General features: G+C 39.2%; 25 protein-coding genes. 10 read left to right on the forward strand and 15 right to left on the reverse strand.

Annotated elements, in window-relative coordinates; translation table 11 throughout:
* Positions 1-76: 76 nt before the first annotated feature.
* Positions 77-529, reverse strand: coding sequence for a nucleotidyltransferase (locus WD048_06810; protein MEX0811909.1), 453 nt, complete (start codon positions 527-529; stop codon positions 77-79).
* Positions 522-719, reverse strand: a complete 198-nt coding sequence (locus tag WD048_06815) for a hypothetical protein (protein MEX0811910.1) — start codon at positions 717-719, stop codon at positions 522-524. The genes WD048_06810 and WD048_06815 overlap by 8 nt, the downstream gene beginning before the upstream one ends.
* Before the next feature lie 194 nt (positions 720-913).
* Between WD048_06815 and WD048_06820 the strand changes: the two genes are divergently transcribed.
* The gene (locus tag WD048_06820) at positions 914-1,468 is read left to right on the forward strand and encodes a cysteine dioxygenase family protein (protein ID MEX0811911.1); all 555 of its coding nucleotides are present in this window, start codon (positions 914-916) and stop codon (positions 1,466-1,468) included.
* A gap of 65 nt (positions 1,469-1,533) precedes the next feature.
* Here WD048_06820 and WD048_06825 read toward each other — a convergent pair whose 3' ends face one another.
* Positions 1,534-2,025 carry a ferritin gene (locus WD048_06825; GenBank protein MEX0811912.1) on the reverse strand — a complete coding sequence of 164 codons (492 nt, stop codon included), beginning with the start codon at positions 2,023-2,025 and terminating at the stop codon, positions 1,534-1,536.
* Positions 2,026-2,286: 261 nt separating this feature from the next.
* Between WD048_06825 and WD048_06830 the strand changes: the two genes are divergently transcribed.
* Entirely contained in the window at positions 2,287-3,381 is a 1,095-nt protein-coding gene (locus WD048_06830; GenBank protein MEX0811913.1) for a glycosyltransferase, read from the forward strand.
* Here the strand turns inward: WD048_06830 and WD048_06835 are convergent.
* The 12 genes from WD048_06835 to WD048_06890 form a co-directional block, all read right to left on the reverse strand.
* Complete coding sequence (locus tag WD048_06835) at positions 3,361-3,774, reverse strand: thioredoxin family protein (protein ID MEX0811914.1); 414 nt, start codon at positions 3,772-3,774, stop codon at positions 3,361-3,363. The two genes, WD048_06830 and WD048_06835, sit on opposite strands and share 21 nt — an antisense overlap.
* A gap of 24 nt (positions 3,775-3,798) precedes the next feature.
* Entirely contained in the window at positions 3,799-4,611 is an 813-nt protein-coding gene (gene murI, locus WD048_06840; GenBank protein ID MEX0811915.1) for a glutamate racemase, read from the reverse strand.
* 6 nt (positions 4,612-4,617) lie between these two features.
* Positions 4,618-5,139 (reverse strand): OmpH family outer membrane protein, encoded by a 522-nt coding sequence (locus WD048_06845; protein ID MEX0811916.1) that lies wholly within the window; start codon positions 5,137-5,139, stop codon positions 4,618-4,620.
* 97 nt (positions 5,140-5,236) lie between these two features.
* Complete coding sequence (locus WD048_06850) at positions 5,237-5,773, reverse strand: OmpH family outer membrane protein (protein MEX0811917.1); 537 nt, start codon at positions 5,771-5,773, stop codon at positions 5,237-5,239.
* Between the two features lie 16 nt (positions 5,774-5,789).
* Entirely contained in the window at positions 5,790-8,453 is a 2,664-nt protein-coding gene (locus WD048_06855) for a POTRA domain-containing protein (protein MEX0811918.1), read from the reverse strand.
* On the reverse strand, positions 8,450-9,196 hold the full coding sequence (locus tag WD048_06860; GenBank protein ID MEX0811919.1) for an isoprenyl transferase: 747 nt from the start codon (positions 9,194-9,196) through the stop codon (positions 8,450-8,452). Before WD048_06860 ends, WD048_06855 begins: the two co-directional genes overlap by 4 nt.
* Before the next feature lie 14 nt (positions 9,197-9,210).
* A complete protein-coding gene (locus tag WD048_06865; GenBank protein MEX0811920.1) occupies positions 9,211-10,044 on the reverse strand; it encodes a DUF6089 family protein in 834 nt (277 codons plus the stop codon).
* Between the two features lie 65 nt (positions 10,045-10,109).
* Positions 10,110-11,066, reverse strand: a complete 957-nt coding sequence (locus tag WD048_06870) for a DUF6089 family protein (GenBank protein MEX0811921.1) — start codon at positions 11,064-11,066, stop codon at positions 10,110-10,112.
* Positions 11,067-11,163: 97 nt separating this feature from the next.
* Positions 11,164-12,048: an NAD kinase gene (locus WD048_06875; GenBank protein MEX0811922.1), complete on the reverse strand. Its 885-nt coding sequence runs from the start codon at positions 12,046-12,048 to the stop codon at positions 11,164-11,166.
* A gap of 298 nt (positions 12,049-12,346) precedes the next feature.
* Complete coding sequence (locus tag WD048_06880; protein ID MEX0811923.1) at positions 12,347-12,586, reverse strand: hypothetical protein; 240 nt, start codon at positions 12,584-12,586, stop codon at positions 12,347-12,349.
* Between the two features lie 132 nt (positions 12,587-12,718).
* On the reverse strand, positions 12,719-13,381 hold the full coding sequence (locus WD048_06885) for a CBS domain-containing protein (protein ID MEX0811924.1): 663 nt from the start codon (positions 13,379-13,381) through the stop codon (positions 12,719-12,721).
* Complete coding sequence (locus tag WD048_06890; protein ID MEX0811925.1) at positions 13,378-14,136, reverse strand: alpha/beta hydrolase; 759 nt, start codon at positions 14,134-14,136, stop codon at positions 13,378-13,380. The genes WD048_06885 and WD048_06890 overlap by 4 nt, the downstream gene beginning before the upstream one ends.
* A gap of 142 nt (positions 14,137-14,278) precedes the next feature.
* Between WD048_06890 and WD048_06895 the strand changes: the two genes are divergently transcribed.
* The 8 genes from WD048_06895 to WD048_06930 all read left to right on the forward strand — a co-directional run bounded on the left by WD048_06895 (position 14,279) and on the right by WD048_06930 (position 23,535).
* Complete coding sequence (locus WD048_06895; protein MEX0811926.1) at positions 14,279-15,238, forward strand: ribose-phosphate pyrophosphokinase; 960 nt, start codon at positions 14,279-14,281, stop codon at positions 15,236-15,238.
* A gap of 11 nt (positions 15,239-15,249) precedes the next feature.
* A complete protein-coding gene (locus WD048_06900) occupies positions 15,250-15,921 on the forward strand; it encodes a 50S ribosomal protein L25 (GenBank protein ID MEX0811927.1) in 672 nt (223 codons plus the stop codon).
* Positions 15,922-15,933: 12 nt separating this feature from the next.
* Complete coding sequence (gene pth, locus WD048_06905) at positions 15,934-16,491, forward strand: aminoacyl-tRNA hydrolase (GenBank protein MEX0811928.1); 558 nt, start codon at positions 15,934-15,936, stop codon at positions 16,489-16,491.
* Between the two features lie 38 nt (positions 16,492-16,529).
* Positions 16,530-17,141 carry a fumarylacetoacetate hydrolase family protein gene (locus tag WD048_06910; protein MEX0811929.1) on the forward strand — a complete coding sequence of 204 codons (612 nt, stop codon included), beginning with the start codon at positions 16,530-16,532 and terminating at the stop codon, positions 17,139-17,141.
* Positions 17,142-17,181: 40 nt separating this feature from the next.
* On the forward strand, positions 17,182-19,263 hold the full coding sequence (locus tag WD048_06915) for a thiamine pyrophosphate-dependent enzyme (GenBank protein ID MEX0811930.1): 2,082 nt from the start codon (positions 17,182-17,184) through the stop codon (positions 19,261-19,263).
* A gap of 77 nt (positions 19,264-19,340) precedes the next feature.
* Entirely contained in the window at positions 19,341-20,630 is a 1,290-nt protein-coding gene (gene metK, locus WD048_06920; protein ID MEX0811931.1) for a methionine adenosyltransferase, read from the forward strand.
* 316 nt (positions 20,631-20,946) lie between these two features.
* Positions 20,947-22,224, forward strand: a complete 1,278-nt coding sequence (gene tyrS, locus WD048_06925) for a tyrosine--tRNA ligase (GenBank protein MEX0811932.1) — start codon at positions 20,947-20,949, stop codon at positions 22,222-22,224.
* A gap of 159 nt (positions 22,225-22,383) precedes the next feature.
* Complete coding sequence (locus WD048_06930; GenBank protein MEX0811933.1) at positions 22,384-23,535, forward strand: hypothetical protein; 1,152 nt, start codon at positions 22,384-22,386, stop codon at positions 23,533-23,535.
* Positions 23,536-23,544: the final 9 nt, after the last annotated feature.

The following is a 23,544-nucleotide window of genomic DNA, read 5'->3' on the forward strand; positions in this document are numbered from 1 at the left end:
GTTTCTTTCAAAGGTACAAAATAAATACGTCATATTATACTTAACTTAACACTAGGTAGGCATTTGCGACAAATAATTAAACCAAATGATCCAGGTCATCCTTATCCTTGTTTCTATCAGCGGCTTTTTTGGCAATTATCAAATCATTGATATCAATTATTCGAAGCTTTAACTCGTCAAATTTTGTTGATTTTGCATTTTTATATACTTTATCAAATTCCAAACCCTTCACTGAAGTCAGTATATCAATACAAACAGGCGGTTTACCAAATGAAAACACCTCATTTCTATTAGTGTCCAAAAAGTTTTCTTCTGTCATATTAAAAAGGCTCATTCCAAATATAGAGAATGCCTTTTTCAAGCTTTGGTAATTTTCAGCAGTTGGGTTTACCCAAATACCCAGATCACCCGTTGTCCTGTTGTATCCGTGAAAAATAACTGCATAACCACCAATTAGTATATATTCTACTTCTGCTTGCTCTAAGGCATTGATAAAATCCCTGAAATCATCGTTGAAAATATTACCCATGCTTTCTCATTGAGAATTTTTGCCTATCCATTTTAGGAGGGTTTTCAGGGTCAATATTGTAGGCAGAACAAATCAGGTACCAGGCAGCCCTAAATCTTTCACTTGGTGGTTTTTTCAACCAGTACTCCCTGTTTTGGTCTGCCTCCCTGAAGGTTTTGATTGAAAAAGATGTGCGATCCAAACGGTACATTGCTGTTCATTTTTATAGGCCTGCTTACTAAAATAACAAATTTCCAAGAGGGCATCGAGAAGATGGTAAAAGAAGTTTCGGCATTGCACTAACGAGCATATTCAGGCTCAACACTTTTTGTTTACAGCTGTTCAATATGTAGGAAGAAATCAATCAAAATTTTAGAAACAACATTTTTTTAGTACATTCCCTTTATGGTTTCAGAAAAGATACAATCACTCGATCAATTACTTGAAGTTCTGCCACAATGCTCCGGCAGCGATTATGTGGATATTGCAAAGGATATGGAGCTCAATGCAGAAGATCTTTTGCCCTATGCATTTTGGTCAAAAGAATTTTATACTCGCAATTGCCTGGCCCGCAGCGATGATTATGAATTGCTGCTGCTATGCTGGGAACCGGGACAGGAAACACCCATTCACGGACATGGAGGGCAGGAATGTTGGGTATATCTCGTCCAGGGTCTGATCGAGGAATTCAGGTACGACCTGGAAGAAGAACCTGCCATTCAATTGAATAACAAACAAAGGGTTTTGCTCCGCGAGAGCAAACTTTCGTACATGAACGATGATATGGGACTACACTCCCTAAAAAACATCAGCGAAGGCCGGGCAATGACCCTGCACCTGTATATGAATCCCATTGACAAATGCAGGATTTACGACCCTTCTACAAAGAAACTAAGTTGGATGGAAACAGAATACCATTCTTTCAAGGGAAAAAAGCTGAGCGATAAAATCGCTAAATAATAACTTGAGTTCGGAAATTATTTATTGCTCAGAGCTCTTAGATAATTATCAAACTAAGGTTAATACTATCCAATCAACTCTTCCAATTCCTTATCGATATAATAAGCGCCCATTCCATCAAGACCTATCAGTTCTATTTTTTCAAGGATATTGGCAAAGAGGATTTCTTCTTCCCTTTGTTCATCCACATAAAACTGCACAAAATTATAGGTGCCATAGGCTTTTTCCTTGCTGGACAGTTCTGAAAGATCATGCACAGCTTGGGTAACCTCCTGTTCTTCTTTCAATGAATGCTCAACAACCTCTTTGATATTCTTAAAATCCTGCTTGGGTTGATCAAGTGCCGGTACAACAGAATGCCCGCCAATGTCATTCAGATATTTGAACACTTTGAGCATGTGCTGCCTTTCTTCCTCAGAATGCGCATAGAAAAATTTAGCACATCCGTTCAATCCTCTTTGCTCGCACCACGATGCTTTGGCAAGATATGAGTAAGAAGCAGAAGCTTCCAATTTTATTTGTTGATTTAATGCTTTCTCCAGTTTTTTGGATTCCATAACGTTTTATTTTTTGCTTTGTAAAGTAACTATGATTAAACTACAAATGGAAATTGCAAATTGTTGAAGAATCAACAGCGCATCTCCTGTGAGTTTTTATTTTCAAGCTGTACTTTTGGGCAATCGCACTTAGATGCCGAACAGGCTGATAAAATAAGCATAAGTGTACTAAAAACCAGCAAATGGTATTGTTTTTTTTCAAACATAATCTTGATTTTTATAAATATTCTGATTTTACTAACAAAATAAAACCCTTTTTTATTGGCCAAACAATATAAAATATTTTACGGAATTCTCGATTGGGGGCTGGGACATGCAAGCAGAAGCATCCCCATAATAAGGTATCTTTTGAAAAAAGGCAATGAGCTGCACATCGGCTCTTCCGGCAGGGCTTTTGATCTTTTAAGCAAGGAAATCCACCCGGATAAAAATGTGCAATTTTTCCGCCTGCCGGACTACGCCCCGGAATACAAAGGCAAAAAAGGCCTTTTGGGGGATATGCTGCGCCAAACCCCGCATTTCCTCAAAACAATCAAACAGGAAGAAAAATGGATGCGCCTGAAGCAGCACAGTGAAAACTACGACCTGATAATATCAGACAACCGCTATGGATTGCACAGTGAGGGCGCTAAAAATATTTTCCTGAGCCATCAGGCTACTATTCTTACGCCAGGAAAATTTGGGCTCTTACAATATTTTGTGAATAGGTGGTATAAAAACAAATACCTCAAATATTTTGATGAAATATGGATTCCCGACAGCAAAGACAAACACAACCTTTCAGGCAAACTTTCACTGGGACATCTGCCGCTTAAGAAAAGGTACATTGGTCCATTGAGCAGATTTTGGAATATAGAATCCAAAGGCAAGAAGCGAAAAAAATACGATTTGCTGTTGTTGCTTTCAGGACCTGAACCACAGCGCAGCTTTCTTGAGGAAATGCTTTTGGAACAAATTCGTGGCATGGGTTATACAACACTGTGTGTACAAGGCAAGACCGAACTCTTTTCTAAAGCACCATTTACCGACAATATTGACCAAATCAGCTATTTGAATGGCGATGAATTATTGGATGCCATTCAAAGTTCTGAGAAAATCATCTGTCGCTCTGGCTATTCCACAATAATGGAACTGGCAGGACTTGGGAAATCAGCAATTTTAATTCCCACACCTGGACAAAGCGAGCAGGAATACCTGGCGCACAGCCTAAAAGAAAAGGGGTGGTTTTACAGTATTGAACAGGATAAATTCATGCTGGAAACTGCACTTGAAGCAGCAGAAAATTACAAGCTGCCCTATAAAATCCCGGTGAATTACTTCTACAAAAAAATAGGTTCAGTCTTTAAAAGACTCTAAAGCCGAACGGCCTTCGCTCAAAAACATATCTGGCGGATAGGCACCCATTACTTTTTTTACCACACTGCCATCGGCCCTCAGGAAAAAGAAAGTGGGATAGGCTGTAACTCTGTATTTTCCTGCAAATTCACGGCCATTGCCTTTTTCTGCATCCAACTTAAGGTTGATGAAATTTGCATTGTAAAACGCTGCTACATCGGCATCCTTAAAAGTGTTGGCATCCATCCATTTGCAGGGCCCACACCAAACGGCATAAGCATCAACAAATACAGGTTTATTTTCAGACTTTGCTTTTTCAAGCGCCTCCTGGTAGGTCCCTTCAAAAAAATCAATTTGTGCATTTGCCATCAAAACCAAGCTGACAAAACAAATGCTGAGGTATAGTTTTTTCATAAACATCTTATTCTTTGATTTTTATCATTTGCTTAACGCATAAAACTCACTTTCTATTTCAGAACCAAACAAAATCTTTGCAGTAGCTCTAAATGAAGCAGTATTGTCTGAAAGGAAAAATCGGTGTTGCCCTTTCTTTTTCTGATTATTGAGCAATTGTTCTTTTTCCAGCACATTTTTCACTGCTTTTTGTGTGAAATCTGTAGAATCAAAAACCTTTACTTTTTCTCCAAAAAATACTTGTATTTCCTTTTTTATCAAAGGATAATGGGTGCAAGCCAGTACAATAGCATCAATATTCTTAAACTGCTGGTCGCTCAAATAAGCCTCAATAATTTCCTGGCTGATCTTGTCGTGAAAAAAACCTGCCTCGATCATAGGTGCTAAAAGCGGTGTTTCCTTACATACTACTTCTACATTGGGAATGACTGCTTTAATTTTCTTTGGGTAAACTCCTGAAGCAATAGTGCCTCGCGTTCCGATAATCGCGATTTTTGACAAGCTGCGGTCTGCCTCTAAGTTTTCTACCAGTGGCTCTACTACATTAATGATTTTAATACGCTGGCCATAATTTTCCTGCAGAAAATCATAGGCAAATGCCGAAGCTGTATTACAAGCTATTACCAGCATTTTACAATTATGTTCTAATAAAAATTCAGTGATCTGTGCAGCATATTTCCTTACCAACTCGGGTGATTTGTCCCCGTAGGGAAGATGTGCCGTATCACCAAAATACAAAATGTCTTCATGAGGAAGACATTTTATAATAGCATCGGCAATGGTCAAGCCTCCAATACCGGAGTCGAAAATGCCAAGCGGAAAGTTATTTTTAAGCAAGGTGAATTAGTTGATTTTCGCCCTTACCAAAGGTGTAATATTATCAGATTCTGGCGCAACAATTATTGATTGTCCCGGGCTGGAATCAAATACGTAAGCATAACCTTTTTCGGCAGCAACTTCATTTACAGCAGTCATGATTTGTTCCTCGAGTGGCGCCAAAAGTTCATTTTGTTTTTCCATCAATTGCTGTTCAGAACTTCCCTGCAGTTTTTGAATGCGCTGTTCCAAGTCAACGATTTCCTTTTGCCTGGTTTCTTTTATACTCGGCAGCATATCAGCTTCTTCTTCATAGTACTGCTTAACCTTCGATTCGTATTCGCTGTTCAGGTTGCCAAGATAAGTTTGCAATTCCTGGGCAAACTTTTGCAGTTGTTTTTCGGCAGCGGCATAAGAGGGTAAATCAGCTAATAGGGTCTGGAAATTCACATGTCCCATTTTTACGTTAGTTCCTTGGGCGCTTAGACTTAGGCTTAATGTCAGTAATGCAAATGTTAGAAGCAGTGTTTTACTTATTGATTTGATCATTTTTCTTTGATTTTTTAATGATTTACAATTATTAAATGAGTAATAGTGTTATAAAAAGCCTTTTATTTTGAGGCACAAATATAGTTTAATTATGAAATTATTTTTCTTCCTGTGTTTTAATGGCCGCATAGCCCATAGCTTTTAAAATTTCATCACTCAGGTCGAGCTTTTGATTGTAATAAAGCATAGTTACGGCAGAACGGTCAAATATTACATCGTAGCTTTTCGCTTTTGAAATTTTTTGGATTTCATTGTAAATATTGTCTTGCAAGGGTTTGGTCAGTTCTTGTCTTTTTTGAAACAGCTCCCCTTCATAGCCAAATTTTTGTTTTTGGTATTCTTTAACCTGGCGTTCTTTTTCCTCAATGGCATTTTGGCGCTGTACTTTTTGTTGTTCTGTCAGCAGTACTTGTTCTGCCTGGTAGGATTTGTACATTTTGTCAATTTCGCGGTAGCGCTGATCAATTTCATCGCGCCATTCACCAGCCAGTTCATCTAATTTTTCCTGGGCTTTTTGATAATCCGGTATTCTTTCCAAAATATAGTCGGTATCGACATATGCAAAGCGCTGGGCAAAAGCCTGGCTGAAACTAAGCATGATAAAAGCAGTGACAATTAGAGTTGATTTTTTCATAAGATTGTTTTTTAAACTACTCTGGTTCAAAACCGAGCACAATGGTAAATTTACCGTATTTGCCCAGAAAATCCCCAAAGCTTGTTGGTTTTTCTATAACTACGTTTTCAAACATCTCCTTATCAAATCCAATGCCATAATCGAAACCTAGGAGTCCGAACATTGGTAAAAATATACGGACACCCAGTCCCACAGAGCGTGCCTGATCAAATGGGTTGTATTTTTTTATGCTGTTCCAGTAATTTCCTGCTTCAAAAAATGCGTGTGCATAAATGGTAGAGGAAGGATTGGTAGAAAATGCATAACGCAATTCAGTTGTAAACTTATTATAGAATGGAGAACCTTCACTTGGGGTTCCTACTTCATAACCCCTCATTGAGATAATATCACGACCAAAGAACTGGAAATTTGACAATCCGTCTCCACCCAATTCAAAGCGCTCAAATGGGGAGTGGCCAATGTCCTGATTGTAATAGCCCATGAATCCAAGTTTGGCTGCAGTTCTCAATACTAGGTTGCCCTTAATATTTAAAAACCATTCGGCTTTGACTTTCCATTTGTGGTATTCTATGTAGCGGTACTTATCATTATTTTCCATTGTAGCATAATCCTTATTGCTAAAAGATGAATAAGGTGGTGTCATAGCCAATGAAAGTGAAAAATTTGAGCCTCTTTTGGGGAAATGAGGGGCATCGACAGAACTTCTGGAGAGCGTGAAATTAATATTGAAATTATTGGATACACCATCTGTAATAATGAAATTGGAGGATGTCCAGTTGTCTAATTTATAAGTTTGGAAATTCAAAGACGTTTGGAAAACAAAGAAATCATCGGGCCATTTCAATCTTGTGCCAATTCCTACAGAAGTGGAATTGTTTATCATTCGTCCTCTGACTTCTCTTGTAGCAAAATTAAAATCAGCAAAACGAGAGTGAAAATAGCTTACTGTAAATGAGTTTGGTTTTTTACCTCCAATCCAGGGCTCGGTAAATGAAAGGTTGTAGGACTGATAAATTTTTCCGTTGGTTTGTACACGCAAGGATAGTTTTTGTCCATCTCCTGATGGCAGTGGAGACCAGGAGCCTTTGTCAAACAAATTCTGAATGGAGAAATTGGTAAAGGAAATACCTACAGTACCTACAACACCTCGGCCTCTACCGCCCCAACCTGCAGAAAGCTCCAGCTGATCCGATGGTTTTTCTACAACGTGGTATTCAATATCAACCGTACCTTCCTCTGGATTTGGAATTGGGCGCACATCCATTTGTTCCGGATCAAAATAACCAAGTTGAGCAATTTCTCTTTGTGAACGAATCAAATCCGATCGGCTGAATTTATTACCCGGCAATGTTCTCAACTCTCTTCTCACTACTTTTTCATTGGTCTTGGTATTCCCATATATCCTCACTTCATCGATTGTTGCCTGGGGACCTTCATAAATCCTTATCTCAACATCAATCGAATCCTCTTCAACTGCAACTTCTACCGGGGTTACCTGGAAAAAGAGATATCCATCATCCATATAAAGTGAGCTGACATCCATACCGGTTTGGCTCATAAAGAGCCGCTCATCCAGCAAGGTTCTGTCATATATGGTTCCTTTTTTAATGTCGAGTATTTGAGCCAGTTTATCATCACTGTAGATTGTATTGCCCTTCCATGTAATGTGCCTGAAGTAATACTCATGACCTTCGAATAGATCTATATCAATATAGATATTGCCATCTTTCAGATAAAATGTGTCTCGAAGAATTCTGGCATCGCGATAGCCATTGGAGTGATAAAAATCAACGATGTTTTGCTTGTCGTTTTCGTATTCCTTTTCAATTAGTTTAGATGCACTGAAAATATTGAAATTGGCATACTGACTGGTATAACGATACATTTTAGTAGGTGCAAGCCCGCTGAGCCAATCAATGAAATTGAAATTGCTGTCGGCAAATTCCCGCATGTTTTTTACTTTAAAGATTTCCCAGGGTTCAAAATGTGCTTTCTCCTTGGTCTCTTTCATTTTTCTGTGAAGCTTAATATCACTATACTTTTCATTGCCATTAATATTGATCTCAGCTATTTTTACTTTCTGCCCTTTGTTGATTTCAATTTGAAGTAATATACTATTGGTCATCACTGTATCAGGTATTTCTGAGATAGTGACTTTAGTATTGTAAAATCCTTTTTCTTTGTAGAAATCCTTAATAATATTAACGGTATTGCTCTTGGTATTTTCGGTAACTACACGTCCTTTGATCAGCCTGATCTTTTCGCGAAGATCATCCGCGTCTCCTTTTTTAATTCCATCCAGTGTAAACCTTGACATTCGGGCTCTTTCCTGAAGGGCAATTTCGAGAAACATAGTGTTCCCAACAGTTTTGGTGCGATATATTTGTACATCGGTAAACAAACCCTGTTTCCACAAATTTGACATAGCCTTTGCTATTTCATCTCCGGGAATTTGTATGGTTTGTCCGACACTGAGTCCTGAGAGTGTTACCAAAATATCCGGATCCAGATACTTTGTGCCTGAAACAGTTATGCCACCAATTTTATACTCACCGGGAGTAGCATAGTTCAGTGGCTCTACCGGAGTATCCTTTAGGTCTTGATCTTCCTGTGCAGATATCAGAGTTATTGAACTTAAGAGAACAACAATAATTGCTAAAAGCCTGGGCTTCAATTTCATTTAGTTTGAATTTGCTCGCTTATTTTACCAAATCTTCTTTCCCTGTTTTGAAAATGAATAAGGGTTTTGTAAAGGTCTTCTTTTGTGAAATCAGGCCAAAATTTTTCAGAAAAAACAAATTCCGCATAAGCCATTTGCCAAAGCAAAAAATTGCTCAACCTTTGCTCCCCACTTGTTCTTATCAAAAGTTCAGGGTTTGGAATATCTTTGGTGTATAGATTGCTCGAAATTAATTTTTCGTCAATATCTTCTGTTTTGATAATTCCGTTTGCTATATCTTCAGCTATTTTTTTAAAAGCCATTACTATTTCACCTTTTGATCCATAGTTAAGTGCCAAAACAAGATCCATTCGATCATTATCTTTAGTGGTTTCCATTGCTTCCAGCAAATTTTTATAACAATTGCCCGGAAGTCCGTCTATCTCACCTATCGTTCTCAATCGAATTTTATTTTTCATTAGCCGGTTCATTTCTTTTCTGAGCGAGTTAACCAACAACTCCATCAGTGCCGTAACTTCCATTTTTGGTCGCGCCCAGTTTTCTGTAGAAAAGGCATAAAGCGTCATGTATCTTATACCCAGCTCAGCACCAGCCTCAGTGATCTCTCGCACCGTTTGCACCCCTTTTCTGTGGCCAAAAACACGCATTTTTCCCTGCTGCTTGGCCCAGCGTCCATTCCCGTCCATTATAATAGCAATGTGGCGAGGTAAATTATTGAGATCGATTTGTGCTTTTAAGTCCATAATTTATAAAACCATCAAAAACCTTTAGAAGATGGATCCGGGCATCTAACCTTCAGAATATTATAAGAGAGGGACAAACCTACAAACAAATAATCATCCTTTCGATTATTGCTACCTCTTTGCTTACCGGGAAGACCAATTGGTTCGCTAACTTCACTTGAGCGATCAGAAAGCCGCTCTCCCAAACTATTATCAGGTGTATTGTTGACAAATTCTGGGTAAGTTCCACTTATATCGTCTAAATAATCGGTAAAAGTTTTTCTTATTCCTCCCTCTAAGCCCAAAGTCCATCGAGGGTCAAAACTGTATTTAAACCCAAAGCCCATAGGTACAGCAAAGCTCGCGCGCGTGTATTTTCTTTTTTCGCTGTCTTCAGTGCCCTGTCCTTCGGTAGCGTATTCCTGAAGCCTTACCTGCATGCCATCAAGTTCTGTAGTGGGGTTGAAATAGAAAACTGAAAACCCGATCAGTAAATAAGGAGTGAAGTTGTGTTTTTCCTCTTTAACATCAAATTTAAAGAAGTTAAACTCCAGTTCATTGCTGAATTCAATAATAGGCGATTCAAAGCTGAGATTTCTTGTTTTTTGATAAACATTGTCATTGGCTTCGTCACTAAAGGCTATTTTTCCATAATTAATACTGCCTTTATAAGCAAAACGCGTATTGAATGCTTTGCGCAAAAAAATACCGGTTCCAGGGCCGGCATATTCAAAATTGGCCGTAGTATTTAAATCCCCGAAATAATTGGAAATACCTACCCACACTCCAATTGACAAACCTTGAGCGGACAAATTTCCAATGCTTAAACACAAAACGATAAAAGAAAGCCAATGCTTTACAGGACTCATAATAAAAAATAAAGCCCAAATTTAAGAAATTCGGGCTTTTATAACGTCAATCGGCATTTTTTATTCTAACGAGCCATCCTGCGGTAATTGCTCATTCTTTTGAGTCTTTTCTTTTTATTAAAAGGATTGCCATATAATTTATCCACATCATTTTTGCTAAATCGGTATGTCACTGTAAGCATACTCATCAAATAAGCATCATTACCATTTGGATTTCCTCGATATTGACCTTCTTCAGTAATATAAGAGAACTCCCCTTCAGGGTCATTTTCTCCGGATCTTACAGAAAGTCCTTGTACCAAATCTGCCCTTTCGATGCCGTAATAGGCATATATATCATCTTCACTTGGGTAAACAGTACTTACATCATCCAAATAATCGGTGAAAGTGATTCTGTGTCCAAATTCAACTCCCAGGGCAATGTATTTATTGATATTGTATTTAAACCCTATCCCTACTGTAATAGTGGGTTGTATTAATGAGTACTTCTTACCATAACCGGGCATTCCCTGACCTTCAGTCCCTAGATTTCTAAGGCCTACCCATTCTCCGTTGTATTCAGCCTTGGGGTTAAAATACAATGCATTTATACCCCCAACAACATAAGGGGTCATTCGATCTTTCAAACTTCCCGGTCTGTATCGCATAATATGCACTTCGCTTGAAACACCAAGCTCTACAATATGTGATTTAAAACTAAGATTTCTGTAACTTCTAAACCAGTCATCATCCATCATTTCTTGTGATCTGGCAAGTCGATCATCTCCAGCAAATTGACCATAACTAAGTGCAACTTTCACAGCTACATAGTTATGAAGCGAAGTCCTGTAAAAAACACTTGCGCCAGGGCGAAAAATTGAACCGTCAATATCTCCGAAATAGAGGTTCATCCCACTGGATTTTTTCCCCAGATCACCGAGAAAATTTGTAGCTCCAATACCTACTCCTACCTCACTGATTTGTCCGTATGAGCTGGTTGTGAAAAGCAATCCCACAAATAAAAAAGTAAAAATACGCTTCATGACTAAGTGTTTTAGTGTTCTTGTTCAAATTGAATTTGGCGTTGTCATGTGGTATACGCCAATGAACACGAAAGGTTACACTTAGTCTGTTACACGTTTAGTTGCGCTGATCAGCGCCCCACATAAGTTTAGTTCTGATAGTTGAAAGGAAATCAATATCGTCCAAACGGAGGAGGTTAATGTAAAAATGCTCTTTTTTTACTGCCAACTGAATGGAGGAATCAATATTGGCATAACGAGAATCAAGGGTACAAAGGAAGTGATCGGCACGGCCTTCTACTTCAAAAGAAATTACGGTATCACTGGAAACAACCATTGGCCTTACATTCAAATTGTGTGGTGCAATAGGTGTAATAACAAAATTTTCTGAAGTAGGAAATATAATAGGGCCGCCACAACTTAAAGAATAACCTGTAGAGCCGGTAGGTGTAGCAACAATCAATCCATCTGCCCAGTATGAGTTCAACAATTCACCATTAATATAAGTATGAATGGTAATCATTGAAGAAGTATCGTTTTTATGAATAGAAAATTCATTAAGCGCATAATTCACTCCATCAAAGAGTTCTCGATTAGAATCAAGATGAAGAAGCGTACGCTTGTCTATCTTATAGCTTTTATTTTTAAGTGCAAATACTGCAGCGCGAATATTCTCTTTTGCTGTACTTGCCAAAAAACCAAGCCTTCCGAGGTTAATGCCAAGAATAGGAATATTAGAACTTTGTACATAAGGCAATGTATCGAGCAATGTACCATCGCCACCCAAACTGATCAGGTATTCTACTTCCTTATCTTCTAAATCGTTGTATGCTGAAAATGTCTTGTAATCATTATTTTCTAATCTTCCGGTAGCATTTAATTGTGTCAAGAAATCTCCAAAGATCACAACTTCAATATCATTTTCTTTTAAAAGATTCAGCAATTCCAGCACATATGGAATCTGGCGTTCTTTTAAAACCCGGCCGTAAATAGCAGTTAGCATTAGAATAATTTAATTCCTGCAAATATGCTAAAAAAGAAAGCGAAAAATGTATAATAACCTGAGTTCGATAATTATTTAAAAGCTCACCTGCCCGAATGTTTCATGCCCGTCCGAATGGTTTGGCCGGGCGGACAGGCGGGGAATTCATTAAAACGTAATAGACAAGGCGCATTTGTGAAGATCTATTGGGATAAACCAAGCATCCGCCCGGATGCTCCATGCGGACGGGAATGTAACGCAGCAAATTGCGTTTTATGGATTTCAAGAGGAATAGGTTTAGATTATCGTTATCGGGAGATCACTTTTTCAAGAACCCCGGCACCAAAGCACCTATTGCTAATCCAACTAAAGTAGTGACCAAAACTTTAAGTCGGTCATTTTCAAGGATATTGTCACCAATATTATCGAATAATTCTACTCCGGTATCGGCTCCAAAAATCACCTGAGAAATACTCAGGTCTTCGGCAAAAAGAAAATATCCCACAAAAAAACCGATTAATGCACCAACCACTGCGCCTATAATAATACTTCCTTTCATAATTGTTTTTTTTTGAAAAATAAGCAAAAAATAACACTTTATCCATAGTATTTACACAATATCAAGGAATCTATTAAAAACATCAGTTTTGGAACAGCTGAATTATTAAGCTGCAATAAAATCGATATGGGATTAGACATTCAGATAATTCATCAAAGCATCGTAATGATCTTTGAGATGTTCAAAGTAATCCGATTCCTGGAAAGAAGCCGTTACTTTATATTCAAAGCGCTCAAATGTAGAAATCACATGCTTCATATCGGATACATTGAGCTTTAATGTAACCTCAATTTTAGTAGAATCCCTGTGAGAAGTAATCATAGAGCTCAATATCTGTGCATTATTGGACTCAACAATTCGCGATATTTCAGTCAATGAGTAATCATTTTTATTCATCTCCAAAACTAAAATCCCCCCGGGATCTTCAATTGAGGAAAAGCTTGCCAATCTATTTATCAAACTTTCAAGTGAAATTGCCCCCTGATAGTGGTTGTGCTCATCTATTACGGGTATAATACTGAGCTGCAATTGAGCTGCAATCTTAATAACTTCAAAAATATGATCCCCTTCTTTTACAAAAGGTTTGTGCAATGAAAACTTATGTTTTCCAATAGCTTCACTAGGGTCACTTAAATCTAGAATATCTTCTTCTGAAAGCAGTCCTAAAAACTCACCTTTGTCAATTACAGGCAGGTGGTGCACACTAAACTCCTGCATCCATTCAATGGCTTTTAGCCCCGAATCGGAATTTTTAAGTGGCGGTATCACGCCTGATATGAGTTCTTTAGCAGTCATTTCCTGTTTATACGGTCAAAAAAAGATTCTGTTACCTTGTTAAACTCCTTCGGTCTTTCCATCATTGGTGCATGTCCACATTTATCCAAATAATACAACTCCGAGTTCGGGAGCAGCTTGTGAAATTCTTCTCCTGCCCTGGGAGGTGTTATTCGATCCTCTTTACCCCAAATGAGTAAAACCGGTATAGTTAAGACAGATAAACTAGCACTAAGGTTGTGCCTTAACGCAGATTTCGCCAAATGCAATATTCTCATTGCTTTCTCTTTGTCGTTCACAATTTCATAAATTTCATCTACAAGGTCGTCTGTAGCTACATCCGGGTTGTAAAATGTATACGCTGCTTTTTTTCGCACATAATCATAATCGCTTTTTCTGGGATAAGAATCGCCCAATGCATTTTCAAAAAGCCCGGAACTGCCTGTAAGCACCAGTGACTTTACACGATCTTGATGCTTCAGACAATACAGCAAGGCAATATGCCCGCCAAGTGAATTGCCCAAAATGCTGAAGTCTTTCAATGCTTTAAAATTGATAAAATCGCTCAAATAATTGACCATTCCATCAATTGAAGTCTCTTGAGCGGGCAGCGAGTATACGGGTAATACAGGAAGGTAAATAGTGAATTTATTTTCAAAATACCGGATAAAATCATAGAAATTACTCAAGGCTCCAAACAATCCATGCATCAATATAATTACAGGACCTTTACCTGTTTGATAATATTGAAAACCCTGTTCCTCAATTAATTTCATTTCCTTATTTTTCATAGCATACTCCTCAGGGCTCAAAATAAGGATAATGTTCTTAAAACAGTATATTTCATCATCTTGTTAACATAGATTTTACGAAAAGATTTTCTATCTTTGTGCTCCATTTCAGAAAATTAAAATAGAAATGAATCGGAACCAGGACATTAAGATTTTTTCAGGCAGTGGCTCTAAATATCTTTCTGACAGAATAGCAGATGCATACGGAAAAGAACTTGGGGATTTAACCATTCAGAAATTTTCTGATGGAGAATTTCAAGCAGTAATATCTGAGTCTGTTCGAGGTTCATTCTTTTTTATCATACAATCTACCTTTCCACCTTCTGATAATTTGATGGAACTGCTTATGATCATCGACAGTGCGAAAAGAGCATCTGCCGACTATATAGTAGCAGTAATCCCATATTACGGATTGGCCAGGCAAGATCGCAAAGACAGACCAAGGGTGGCCATTGGCGCAAAATTGGTAGCCAATCTTTTAGTAGCTGCTGGCGCAAACCGCATAATGACCATGGATCTCCATGCCGGGCAGATACAGGGTTTTTTCGATATCCCTGTGGATCACCTTACAAGTTCAGCTATTTTCATACCGCATATCGAGGCATTGAATTTAGACAGAAGCAACCTGACCTTTGCATCACCTGATGTGGGCAGTACAAAAAGAGCAAGAACATATGCGCAGCATTTTGGGGCCGACATGGTGATTTGCGATAAATACAGGAGAAAAGCCAATGAAATTGCTGACATGATCGTCATTGGGGATGTTACAGGACGTGATGTAATTATTATAGACGATATTGTAGATACATCGGGTACACTTTGCAATGCAGCAAGAATATTAATGGAAAAAGGCGCTAAAAGTGTCCGTGCATTTTGCACACATCCAGTGCTTTCCGGGCCAGCATACGAACGTATTGCCGAATCGGAATTAACAGAGTTGGTTGTTACCGATACCATTCCATTGAAACAAGATAAAGACACCTCTAAAATAGTAGTGCTTTCTGTGAGTGACTTGTTTGCAAAAGCAATGAGAAATGCACACGATCATAAATCCATTACTTCACTTTTTATAGACTCTCAATTTTAAATAGCAATACGATGAATACAATTAACCTGAAAGGAACATTAAGAACAGATATTGGAAAAAAAGCGACTTCCAAACTCAGAGCTGATGGCTTTGTTCCTTGCAATTTATATGGTGGAGATAAAAACATCAATTTTCACGCTCCATACAATGATTTCACAAAATTGATTTACACGCCCGATTTCTTTAAAACAATAATTGAAGTTGAAGGAAAAGAATACGAAGCAGTAATTCGCGAAGTGCAATTTCACCCAGTTACAGACAGAATAACACACATCGATTTCTTAGAGCTGATTCCCGGAAGAGCAGTTACTGTTGATATCCCTGTTGAACTCACTGGTTTAGCTAAAGGTGTTAAAAACGGTGGTAAACTGATTTTGAAAACCAGGAAAATTAGAGTAAAAGCTACTCCTGATAAAATGGTAAATGTTATTAAAGTAGATGTAACAAATTTGGCCCTGGGTAAATCCATTAAAGTAAAAGAAGCCATAACTAACGAACTTGAAGTCATTACTTCAGCATCTATCCCTGTAGCTTCAGTTGTTGTTCCAAGAGCAATGAGAAGTGCTGCTGAAATTGAAGAGGAAGAAGCTGCTGAAGCTGCTGCAGCAGAAGCTGGCGAAGACGAAGGCGAAGAAGGAGCTGGAGAAGAATCCAAGGAGAAAGAGGAATCTTCAGAAGCTTAAAACTCAATTCAATTGAAGTACCTGATCGCAGGTCTGGGAAATATCGGAGCCGAATATCATGCTACAAGGCATAATATCGGCTTTGATGTTTTAGATACCATTGCTGAAAAAGAAGGTTTTGCATTTGAAAGCGAACGACTTGCAGATTATGCAACCTGGAAATTCAAAGGCAGGCACATTCATTTTATAAAGCCCACCACATACATGAACCTGAGTGGCAGATCGGTGGCCTATTGGCTGGATCGCCTGAAGCTGAGTCCCGATAAATTATTGGTAATAACTGATGACCTTGCATTGCCACTGGGTAAATTGCGCCTGAAATCCAAAGGAAGCGATGGTGGCCACAATGGCTTGAAAAATATTATAGAGCACCTTGGCACACAAAATTATCCGAGATTGCGCTTTGGCATAGGCAATGGTTTTAATCGCGGACAACAAATAGATTTTGTGCTGGGCAAATGGGAAGAACAAGAACATGAGCTGCTGAATAAAACTATAGAGCGTTGCTCAGAAGCTGTAAAAAGCTATGTGACACAAGGACTTGCTAGAACCATGAATCAATTTAATTGATCTGATCTGATCTGATCTTATAAAATCAATTTTAACAGATGAAGATTTTTTGCGTAGGTAGAAATTATGTGCAACATGCACAAGAACTGAACAATCCACTGCCTGAAAAGCCGGTGATTTTCATGAAAGCACCCACTGCCATTTTAAAAAACAAACAGCCTTTTTTCTATCCCGATTTTTCAAAAGACATCCATTTTGAAGGGGAACTGGTGCTAAAAATAAAAAGAAACGGAAAGTCCATCCAGGAAAAATTCGCTGAAAAATACATTGAATCCTTTAGCCTGGGCATTGATTTTACAGCGCGCGATATTCAAAATGAACTAAAAGAAAAAGGCCTGCCCTGGGAGCTGGCCAAGTCCTTTGACGGAGCTGCCGCCATTGGTGATTTTGTGCCTTTTGGAAACCTTGAAAGATTAAGTAAAAGTACTTTTCAGATTTTCAAAAATGATGAATTGGTTCAAGAAGGGCTTCCAGAACAAATGATATTTTCCATTCCGCAGCTCATTGCATTTATTTCCAATTATTTTACCCTGCAACAAGGTGATCTGATATATACAGGCACACCTGCTGGAGTTGGTCCTGTTAAAATTGGCGATAAAATCAGCGGAAAATTAGCCGAAAAAGAGCTGCTCCAAGTCGAAATCAAATAGGAAAGGAGCATTTCTTATCTTTAAGAAAAACATAAAAGCTATGAGCCTGAAAGAAGCAGATACTAAAATCAAGAGAAGCACACTGCTGAAAGCTTACCGGCTAATGCACACAGCCAAGGCAATGGCAGAACTCTACGAGGATAATAAAGACATTTGCAGCAAATACGTCCATGCCACTTCACGCGGGCACGAAGCTATACAGCTTGCCGTAGCAATGCAATTGAAAAAACAGGATTTTGTAGCACCCTACTACCGCGATGATTCCATTTTGTTGGGAATTGGTTACCGCCCTTATGAACTGATGCTGCAATTGTTGGCAAAAAAAGACGATCCTTTTTCAGGTGGAAGAACTTATTATTCCCACCCAAGCTCTATCCGGGAAGATATGCCCAAAATCCCCCATCAATCATCGGCAACGGGTATGCAAGCCATTCCAACTACTGGGCTTGCGCATGGAATAAAATACCTTGAAAATCAGGGCTTGGCCAAAAATAATGAAGAAGCACCAATTGTGGTTTGCTCACTGGGCGATGCATCTATCACTGAAGGAGAAGTTTCCGAAGCTTTTCAAATGGCAATACTTAAGGAATTGCCCATCATTTACCTGGTACAGGACAATGAATGGGATATTTCAGCTTCGGCAAAGGAAGTCAGGGCAATGGATGCCGCGCATTATGCAAAAGGTTTTAAGGGATTGAAATGCTACAGCATCAATGGCAGTGATTTTATTGAAAGCTACAGCACTTTTAACAAGGCTATGGAATATGTGCGCGACAAGCGCAAGCCTGTAATGCTACACGCTAAAGTACCCTTGCTCAACCACCACACATCGGGTGTGCGCAAGGAATGGTACCGATCTGAAGAAGACCTTACAGATCATGCTAAAAGAGACCCCATTCCTCATCTGAAAGATCAATTGCTTTCTTTTGATTTTACGGAACAAGAATTGAGTGAAATTGAAGCTGAAGTAAAAATTGAAGTGGCAGAAGACTATGCAGAAGCTTTAAAAGCTGTGGATCCCAAGCCGGAAGACCTACACACCCATATTTTTGCACCAACGCCTGTTACAGGGGAAAAAGGACAGCGTTCGCCAGCCGGAGCAGAAAAAGTAGTAATGGTAGATGCCGCATTGCACGCTGTAGATGAAATTCTAAAAAAACATCCAGAAGCACTGCTCTATGGGCAGGATGTAGGGGGAAAGCTGGGCGGTGTTTTTCGTGAAGCCGCTCTTTTGGCAAAAAAATACGGAGATCAGCGTGTTTTCAATACGCCCATTCAGGAGGCCTATATTATTGGCAGTACGGTTGGAATGTCTGCTGCCGGATGCAAACCCATTGTAGAGGTTCAGTTTGCCGATTATATCTGGCCGGGGCTGAATCAATTGTTTACGGAAGTCAGCCGCTCCTGCTATCTTTCTGAGGGAAAATGGCCGGTTCAATCTCTAATACGTGTACCCATTGGCGCCTATGGAAGCGGTGGGCCTTATCACAGCTCCAGCGTGGAATCTGTGTTGCTTCAAATCAAAGGCATTAAAGTAGTTTACCCTTCCAATGCTGCTGATATGAAAGGTTTGCTGAAAGCAGCTTTTTATGATCCCAATCCTGTGGTAATTCTTGAACACAAAGGGCTTTACTGGTCCAAAGTGCCCGGGACATCCGCAGCAAAAACCATAGAACCCGATGAAGATTATATCCTTCCGCTGGGCAAAGCCAATATTGCTTTAGAAGCTAATGATGAAAAGGTAAATACTGGTGAAAGCTTGTGTATCATCACCTATGGAATGGGTGTGCACTGGGCATTAAATGCTGCAAAGGATTTTGCAGGGAAAATCGAAGTTCTTGATTTGAGAAGTCTCAATCCCCTAGATGAAGAAAGCATTTATCAAAGTGTGAAACACCACAACAAATGCATCGTGCTTACGGAAGAAACACTGGCCCATTCATTTGCTGAAGCATTGGCCGGAAAAATTGCCAAAAACTGCTTTGAATTTTTAGATGCTCCGCTGGAAATTATCGGCTCCGAAAATACTCCTGCAATACCTTTGAATTCTGTATTGGAGAAGGCCATGCTGCCATCCGTGGAAAAATTAAAGCATACAATTTCTAAGCTGCTTAATTATTAGCCTGAATTTGATAATTAATTGTGCTCAGGTTATTAGCATATTTTCCTATTTTTGACGCTCATTAAAACAAATTTCAAATGCCATACTTTTTTACTTCCGAATCCGTATCGGAAGGACACCCCGATAAAGTTTCCGATCAAATATCAGATGCCCTTGTAGATCATTTCATTGCTTTTGACCCCGACTCAAAAGTAGCTTGTGAAACACTGGTTACAACCGGGCAGGTGATGCTTGCCGGAGAGGTAAAATCCAATACTTATCTCGATGTGCAAAAAATTGCAAGGGATGTAATTGAAAAAATCGGTTACACCAAGTCGGAATATATGTTTGAAGCCCAATCCTGTGGAATTTTGTCGGCCATTCACGAACAATCATCCGACATCAACCAAGGTGTAGATCGAGGCAACCCAGAAGAGCAGGGAGCAGGCGACCAGGGGATGATGTTTGGTTATGCCACCAAAGAAACCAAAAGCTATATGCCTTTGGCACTTGATCTTTCACATAAATTATTGAAAGAACTGGCAAGGTTGAGAAGGGAAAATAAAGAGATTGGCTATTTGGCACCCGATTCGAAAGCACAAGTTACCATTGAATACAGCGATGACAATCAACCCATTCGCATTCATACCATTGTGGTTTCTACACAGCATGATGAATTTGTAAAAGCAAAAGACAATTCCTCAAAAGCAAGCAAAGAGGCTGAAAAAGAAATGCTGGAAAAAATCAGCTCAGATATTATCAATATTTTGATTCCCCGTGTGAAAGCACAATTGAAACCCGAATTGCAGAAATTATTTACCGATGATATCATTTATCACGTCAATCCTACTGGAAAATTCGTTATCGGAGGTCCCCATGGCGATACCGGATTGACCGGAAGAAAGATCATCGTAGATACATACGGAGGTAAAGGCGGACATGGTGGAGGAGCTTTTTCAGGAAAAGACCCTTCCAAAGTGGATCGCTCGGCTGCCTATGCTACCCGACATATTGCCAAAAACCTGGTAGCTGCCGGAGTTTGCGATGAAGTATTGGTTCAGGTTTCCTATGCCATTGGAGTGGCAGAGCCTATGAGTATTTTTGTAAATACTTATGGTACAGCCAAGGTCAATAAAACCGACAGTGAAATTGCGCGTATAGTGGAGAAAATTTTCGATATGCGCCCTTATGCCATTGAACAAAGGCTGAAACTTAGAAATCCCATTTACTCAGAAACTGCAGCATACGGACACATGGGCAGAAAATCTGAAATTGTGAAAAAGAGTTTTTTCTCTTATGATGGGAAAGAACATATTCGCGAAGTTGAGCTCTTTACCTGGGAAAAACTCGATTATGTCGGTCAGGTGAAAGCTGCCTTTGGTTTGTGATCATATAATTTGCTACGAGAGACAATATGGTTTATAGGTTAAACCGTTTTAGGGGGTATGGTTGGGTTATCAACTACAAACTTTTGAACAAACTGTCTGACGGTTTGTAACTTAATAGTTATTATGTTTATACAAAGGTTTGGACTTTATTAAGCGCATAGCCGTGTAAATACACTAACCGTCTGACAGGTTCTGATGAAGGCAGCCTTTGATTTGTGATCATATAATTTACCGAAACATTACAATTGAAGCCCATTATTGGCATTGCCTTCTGCAATTGCAATAGGCTCAGTATATTTGCAAAAAAACCAGATAAATGGAAACTTTTATTGAGGAGCTGAAATGGCGCGGCCTTTACTTTGATGCGATTGAAAACACGGACAAACATTTATCCGATGCCAAAAGGGTGGGCTATATTGGTTTTGACCCTACAGCTCCATCCCTGGGAATAGGAAACTTGGTGCAGGTTATTTTGCTGCGCCATTTCCAAAATGCTGGGCATCAGCCCATTGCATTGATAGGTGGCGCAACTGGAATGATTGGTGACCCATCCGGAAAATCGGATGAAAGAAAGTTGCAAAGCACCGAGCAGATTGAATTCAATATTAAAAAAATAAAATCGCAGTTAGGAAAATTCCTTGATTTTAAAGGGCAAAACCCTGTTATTCTGGCGAATAATTACGATTGGTATTCAGGAATGGGCGTGCTTGATTTTCTGCGCGATGTGGGAAAATTACTTACCGTCAATTATATGTCGGCCAAAGATTCAGTGAAAAGCAGATTGGAAACAGGCATTTCCTTTACCGAATTTTCCTACCAATTGTTGCAGGGCTACGATTTTCACGTGCTGAACAACAAATTCAATTGCAGTGTGCAGCTGGGCGGCTCCGATCAATGGGGCAATATCACTACAGGAATAGAAATCATTCGCAGGGTAAGCGGAAAAGAAGCCTACGGCATTACCAGTCCGCTGGTGACCAAAGCCGATGGCTCTAAATTCGGCAAATCGGAAAAAGGGAATATTTACCTCGACCGGGAAATGACCAGTCCCTATGCTTTTTACCAGTTTTGGCTGAATTGCAGTGATGAGGACGCCCGCAATTTTATCAAGATATTCACCTTTAGGGAAAAGGAGGAAATTGAAAAGCTAATTGCCCAACATGAGGAAGCACCCCATAAAAGATTACTGCAAAATATTTTGGCAGAAGACCTGACCTTAATGGTGCACTCACAGGAAGATTTGGATTTGGCAAAAAAAGCCTCGGAAATCCTTTTTGGAAAAGCCACCAAAGCGACTTTTGAGGGTGTTAGCGAAGAACAGTTGGATGAAATCCTGACGGGTGTCCCCAAGTTTGATATTGCCAGAACTGACTTGGAACAAGGTGTTCCCCTTTTTGATTTTCTGGCTGCTAAAACGGGCATATTCGCCTCCAATGGTGAAATACGCAGAGCCATCAAAGGCAATGCGCTGCAAATCAACAAGGAACGCATTCAAGATGAACAGATTAGTATTGACACTTCTTACCTCATCAACGATCGCTACCTGATCGTGCAAAATGGCAAGAAGAAATATTTTATTGTAAGGGCGGTTTAATCTATCGGTATTGCTTCACAAAAAATGAGCTCCTTAAACGCAAAGGCCAACAAGACTCATGAACAATGAAGAAAGTGTTTCGTTAGAGCCTTCATGATCACTATTTTTATTTCAGGTGAAATTTACTTAATGTTAATGTTTTGTTTTGAATAGAGCAAAATGAGGCAGCATATTATATTATTTATTGTTACTTTGTTCTGTTTCCCGTTTGCAGAGGTAAGTGCACAGGACAAGCCGGTTGTAGATCTTGGCGGGGCACTTAGGTTCAACTATAATATGTCATCCTGGAAATCTGCTCAGCAAAAACGCGGGGGAGATTTTGGATATGACATTTTCAGAATCAATGCAGAAGTAAAGTACAAAGGAGTTTATCTAAATGCAGAATACCGGCTATACTCCAGAGCCTTTGGTGGAGGCGTGCTCAAGCAGGGCTGGATAGGGTATCCCTTTAAAGAAAATCATGAAATACAGCTCGGCTTAGCCCAGGTTCCTTTTGGCATTCAGCGCTATAATTCACACAATTGGTTTTTTAGCCTTGCCTATTATTTTGGGCTGGAAGACGACCACGATATGGGCTTGAAATATATCTATAAAAATGAAAAAATAGATTTTCATTTTGCCTATTTCAAAGGCGCTGAAGAGCTGAGCTTTGGCAATAAAAGTGAACACAGTTTTAGTCGCTACTCTTATGATGTGGTTGGTCGAAATAAAGAAGCCAATCAATTGAATGGCAAGTTTGTGTATAAACTAGGTGATAAGGTGAAAAACAAACTGGGAATTTCGGGGCAATATGGTGGCCTTTTTAATCTTGATACCGAAAAATACGGCAACCACTATGCCTTTGCCGGACATTACGAAATGGATTATAAATCGTGGAATATAAAAGCACAGGCGATATATTGCAGTCACAATCCTGCAAATGCCGATGGAGAGCTAAGAGATCGTGTAACAATGGCCGCTTATGGATTTCCATATGAGGTAGCTGCAAATTTTGCCCTCTACACTTTAGGCGTTTCCAAAACAATTCCCGTAAACTGGGGATCCATCTCAAGCCTTCAGTTTTACAACGATTTTTCTTTCATGGACAAAGACAAATCAGACTTTGAAGATTCATTTATGAATGTAACCGGCATTTTGGTTTCAGCCGGAAATGTTTATACCTATATTGATTATGCAGCAGGCTATAATCACTCTTGGCTGGGTGGAAATTTTGTAGATGATTTTTCTGTAGGAAACTCTGATGCAAAATGGGAAGCCCGCTTCAATATCAATTTTGGCTATTACTTTTTAACAGATAATAAATCGAGGTAAGGCCAATTT

It is taken from the genome of Chitinophagales bacterium, from assembly GCA_040877935.1.
Taxonomy (GTDB): domain Bacteria; phylum Bacteroidota; class Bacteroidia; order Chitinophagales; family CAIOSU01; genus JBBDNB01.

Bases quoted from the DNA above. Each gene is read 5' to 3' on its own strand.
- WD048_06810 (MEX0811909.1), bottom strand. From the start codon at position 529: ATGGGTAATATTTTCAACGATGATTTCAGGGATTTTATCAATGCCTTA.
- WD048_06815 (MEX0811910.1), bottom strand. From the start codon at position 719: ATGTACCGTTTGGATCGCACATCTTTTTCAATCAAAACCTTCAGGGAG.
- WD048_06820 (MEX0811911.1), top strand. From the start codon at position 914: ATGGTTTCAGAAAAGATACAATCACTCGATCAATTACTTGAAGTTCTG.
- WD048_06825 (MEX0811912.1), bottom strand. From the start codon at position 2,025: ATGGAATCCAAAAAACTGGAGAAAGCATTAAATCAACAAATAAAATTG.
- WD048_06835 (MEX0811914.1), bottom strand. From the start codon at position 3,774: ATGAAAAAACTATACCTCAGCATTTGTTTTGTCAGCTTGGTTTTGATG.
- WD048_06845 (MEX0811916.1), bottom strand. From the start codon at position 5,139: ATGATCAAATCAATAAGTAAAACACTGCTTCTAACATTTGCATTACTG.
- WD048_06850 (MEX0811917.1), bottom strand. From the start codon at position 5,773: ATGAAAAAATCAACTCTAATTGTCACTGCTTTTATCATGCTTAGTTTC.
- WD048_06855 (MEX0811918.1), bottom strand. From the start codon at position 8,453: ATGAAATTGAAGCCCAGGCTTTTAGCAATTATTGTTGTTCTCTTAAGT.
- WD048_06860 (MEX0811919.1), bottom strand. From the start codon at position 9,196: ATGGACTTAAAAGCACAAATCGATCTCAATAATTTACCTCGCCACATT.
- WD048_06865 (MEX0811920.1), bottom strand. From the start codon at position 10,044: ATGAGTCCTGTAAAGCATTGGCTTTCTTTTATCGTTTTGTGTTTAAGC.
- WD048_06870 (MEX0811921.1), bottom strand. From the start codon at position 11,066: ATGAAGCGTATTTTTACTTTTTTATTTGTGGGATTGCTTTTCACAACC.
- WD048_06875 (MEX0811922.1), bottom strand. From the start codon at position 12,048: ATGCTAACTGCTATTTACGGCCGGGTTTTAAAAGAACGCCAGATTCCA.
- WD048_06880 (MEX0811923.1), bottom strand. From the start codon at position 12,586: ATGAAAGGAAGTATTATTATAGGCGCAGTGGTTGGTGCATTAATCGGT.
- WD048_06885 (MEX0811924.1), bottom strand. From the start codon at position 13,381: ATGACTGCTAAAGAACTCATATCAGGCGTGATACCGCCACTTAAAAAT.
- WD048_06890 (MEX0811925.1), bottom strand. From the start codon at position 14,136: ATGAAATTAATTGAGGAACAGGGTTTTCAATATTATCAAACAGGTAAA.
- WD048_06895 (MEX0811926.1), top strand. From the start codon at position 14,279: ATGAATCGGAACCAGGACATTAAGATTTTTTCAGGCAGTGGCTCTAAA.
- WD048_06900 (MEX0811927.1), top strand. From the start codon at position 15,250: ATGAATACAATTAACCTGAAAGGAACATTAAGAACAGATATTGGAAAA.
- WD048_06910 (MEX0811929.1), top strand. From the start codon at position 16,530: ATGAAGATTTTTTGCGTAGGTAGAAATTATGTGCAACATGCACAAGAA.
- WD048_06915 (MEX0811930.1), top strand. From the start codon at position 17,182: ATGAGCCTGAAAGAAGCAGATACTAAAATCAAGAGAAGCACACTGCTG.
- metK (MEX0811931.1), top strand. From the start codon at position 19,341: ATGCCATACTTTTTTACTTCCGAATCCGTATCGGAAGGACACCCCGAT.
- tyrS (MEX0811932.1), top strand. From the start codon at position 20,947: ATGGAAACTTTTATTGAGGAGCTGAAATGGCGCGGCCTTTACTTTGAT.
- WD048_06930 (MEX0811933.1), top strand. From the start codon at position 22,384: ATGAGGCAGCATATTATATTATTTATTGTTACTTTGTTCTGTTTCCCG.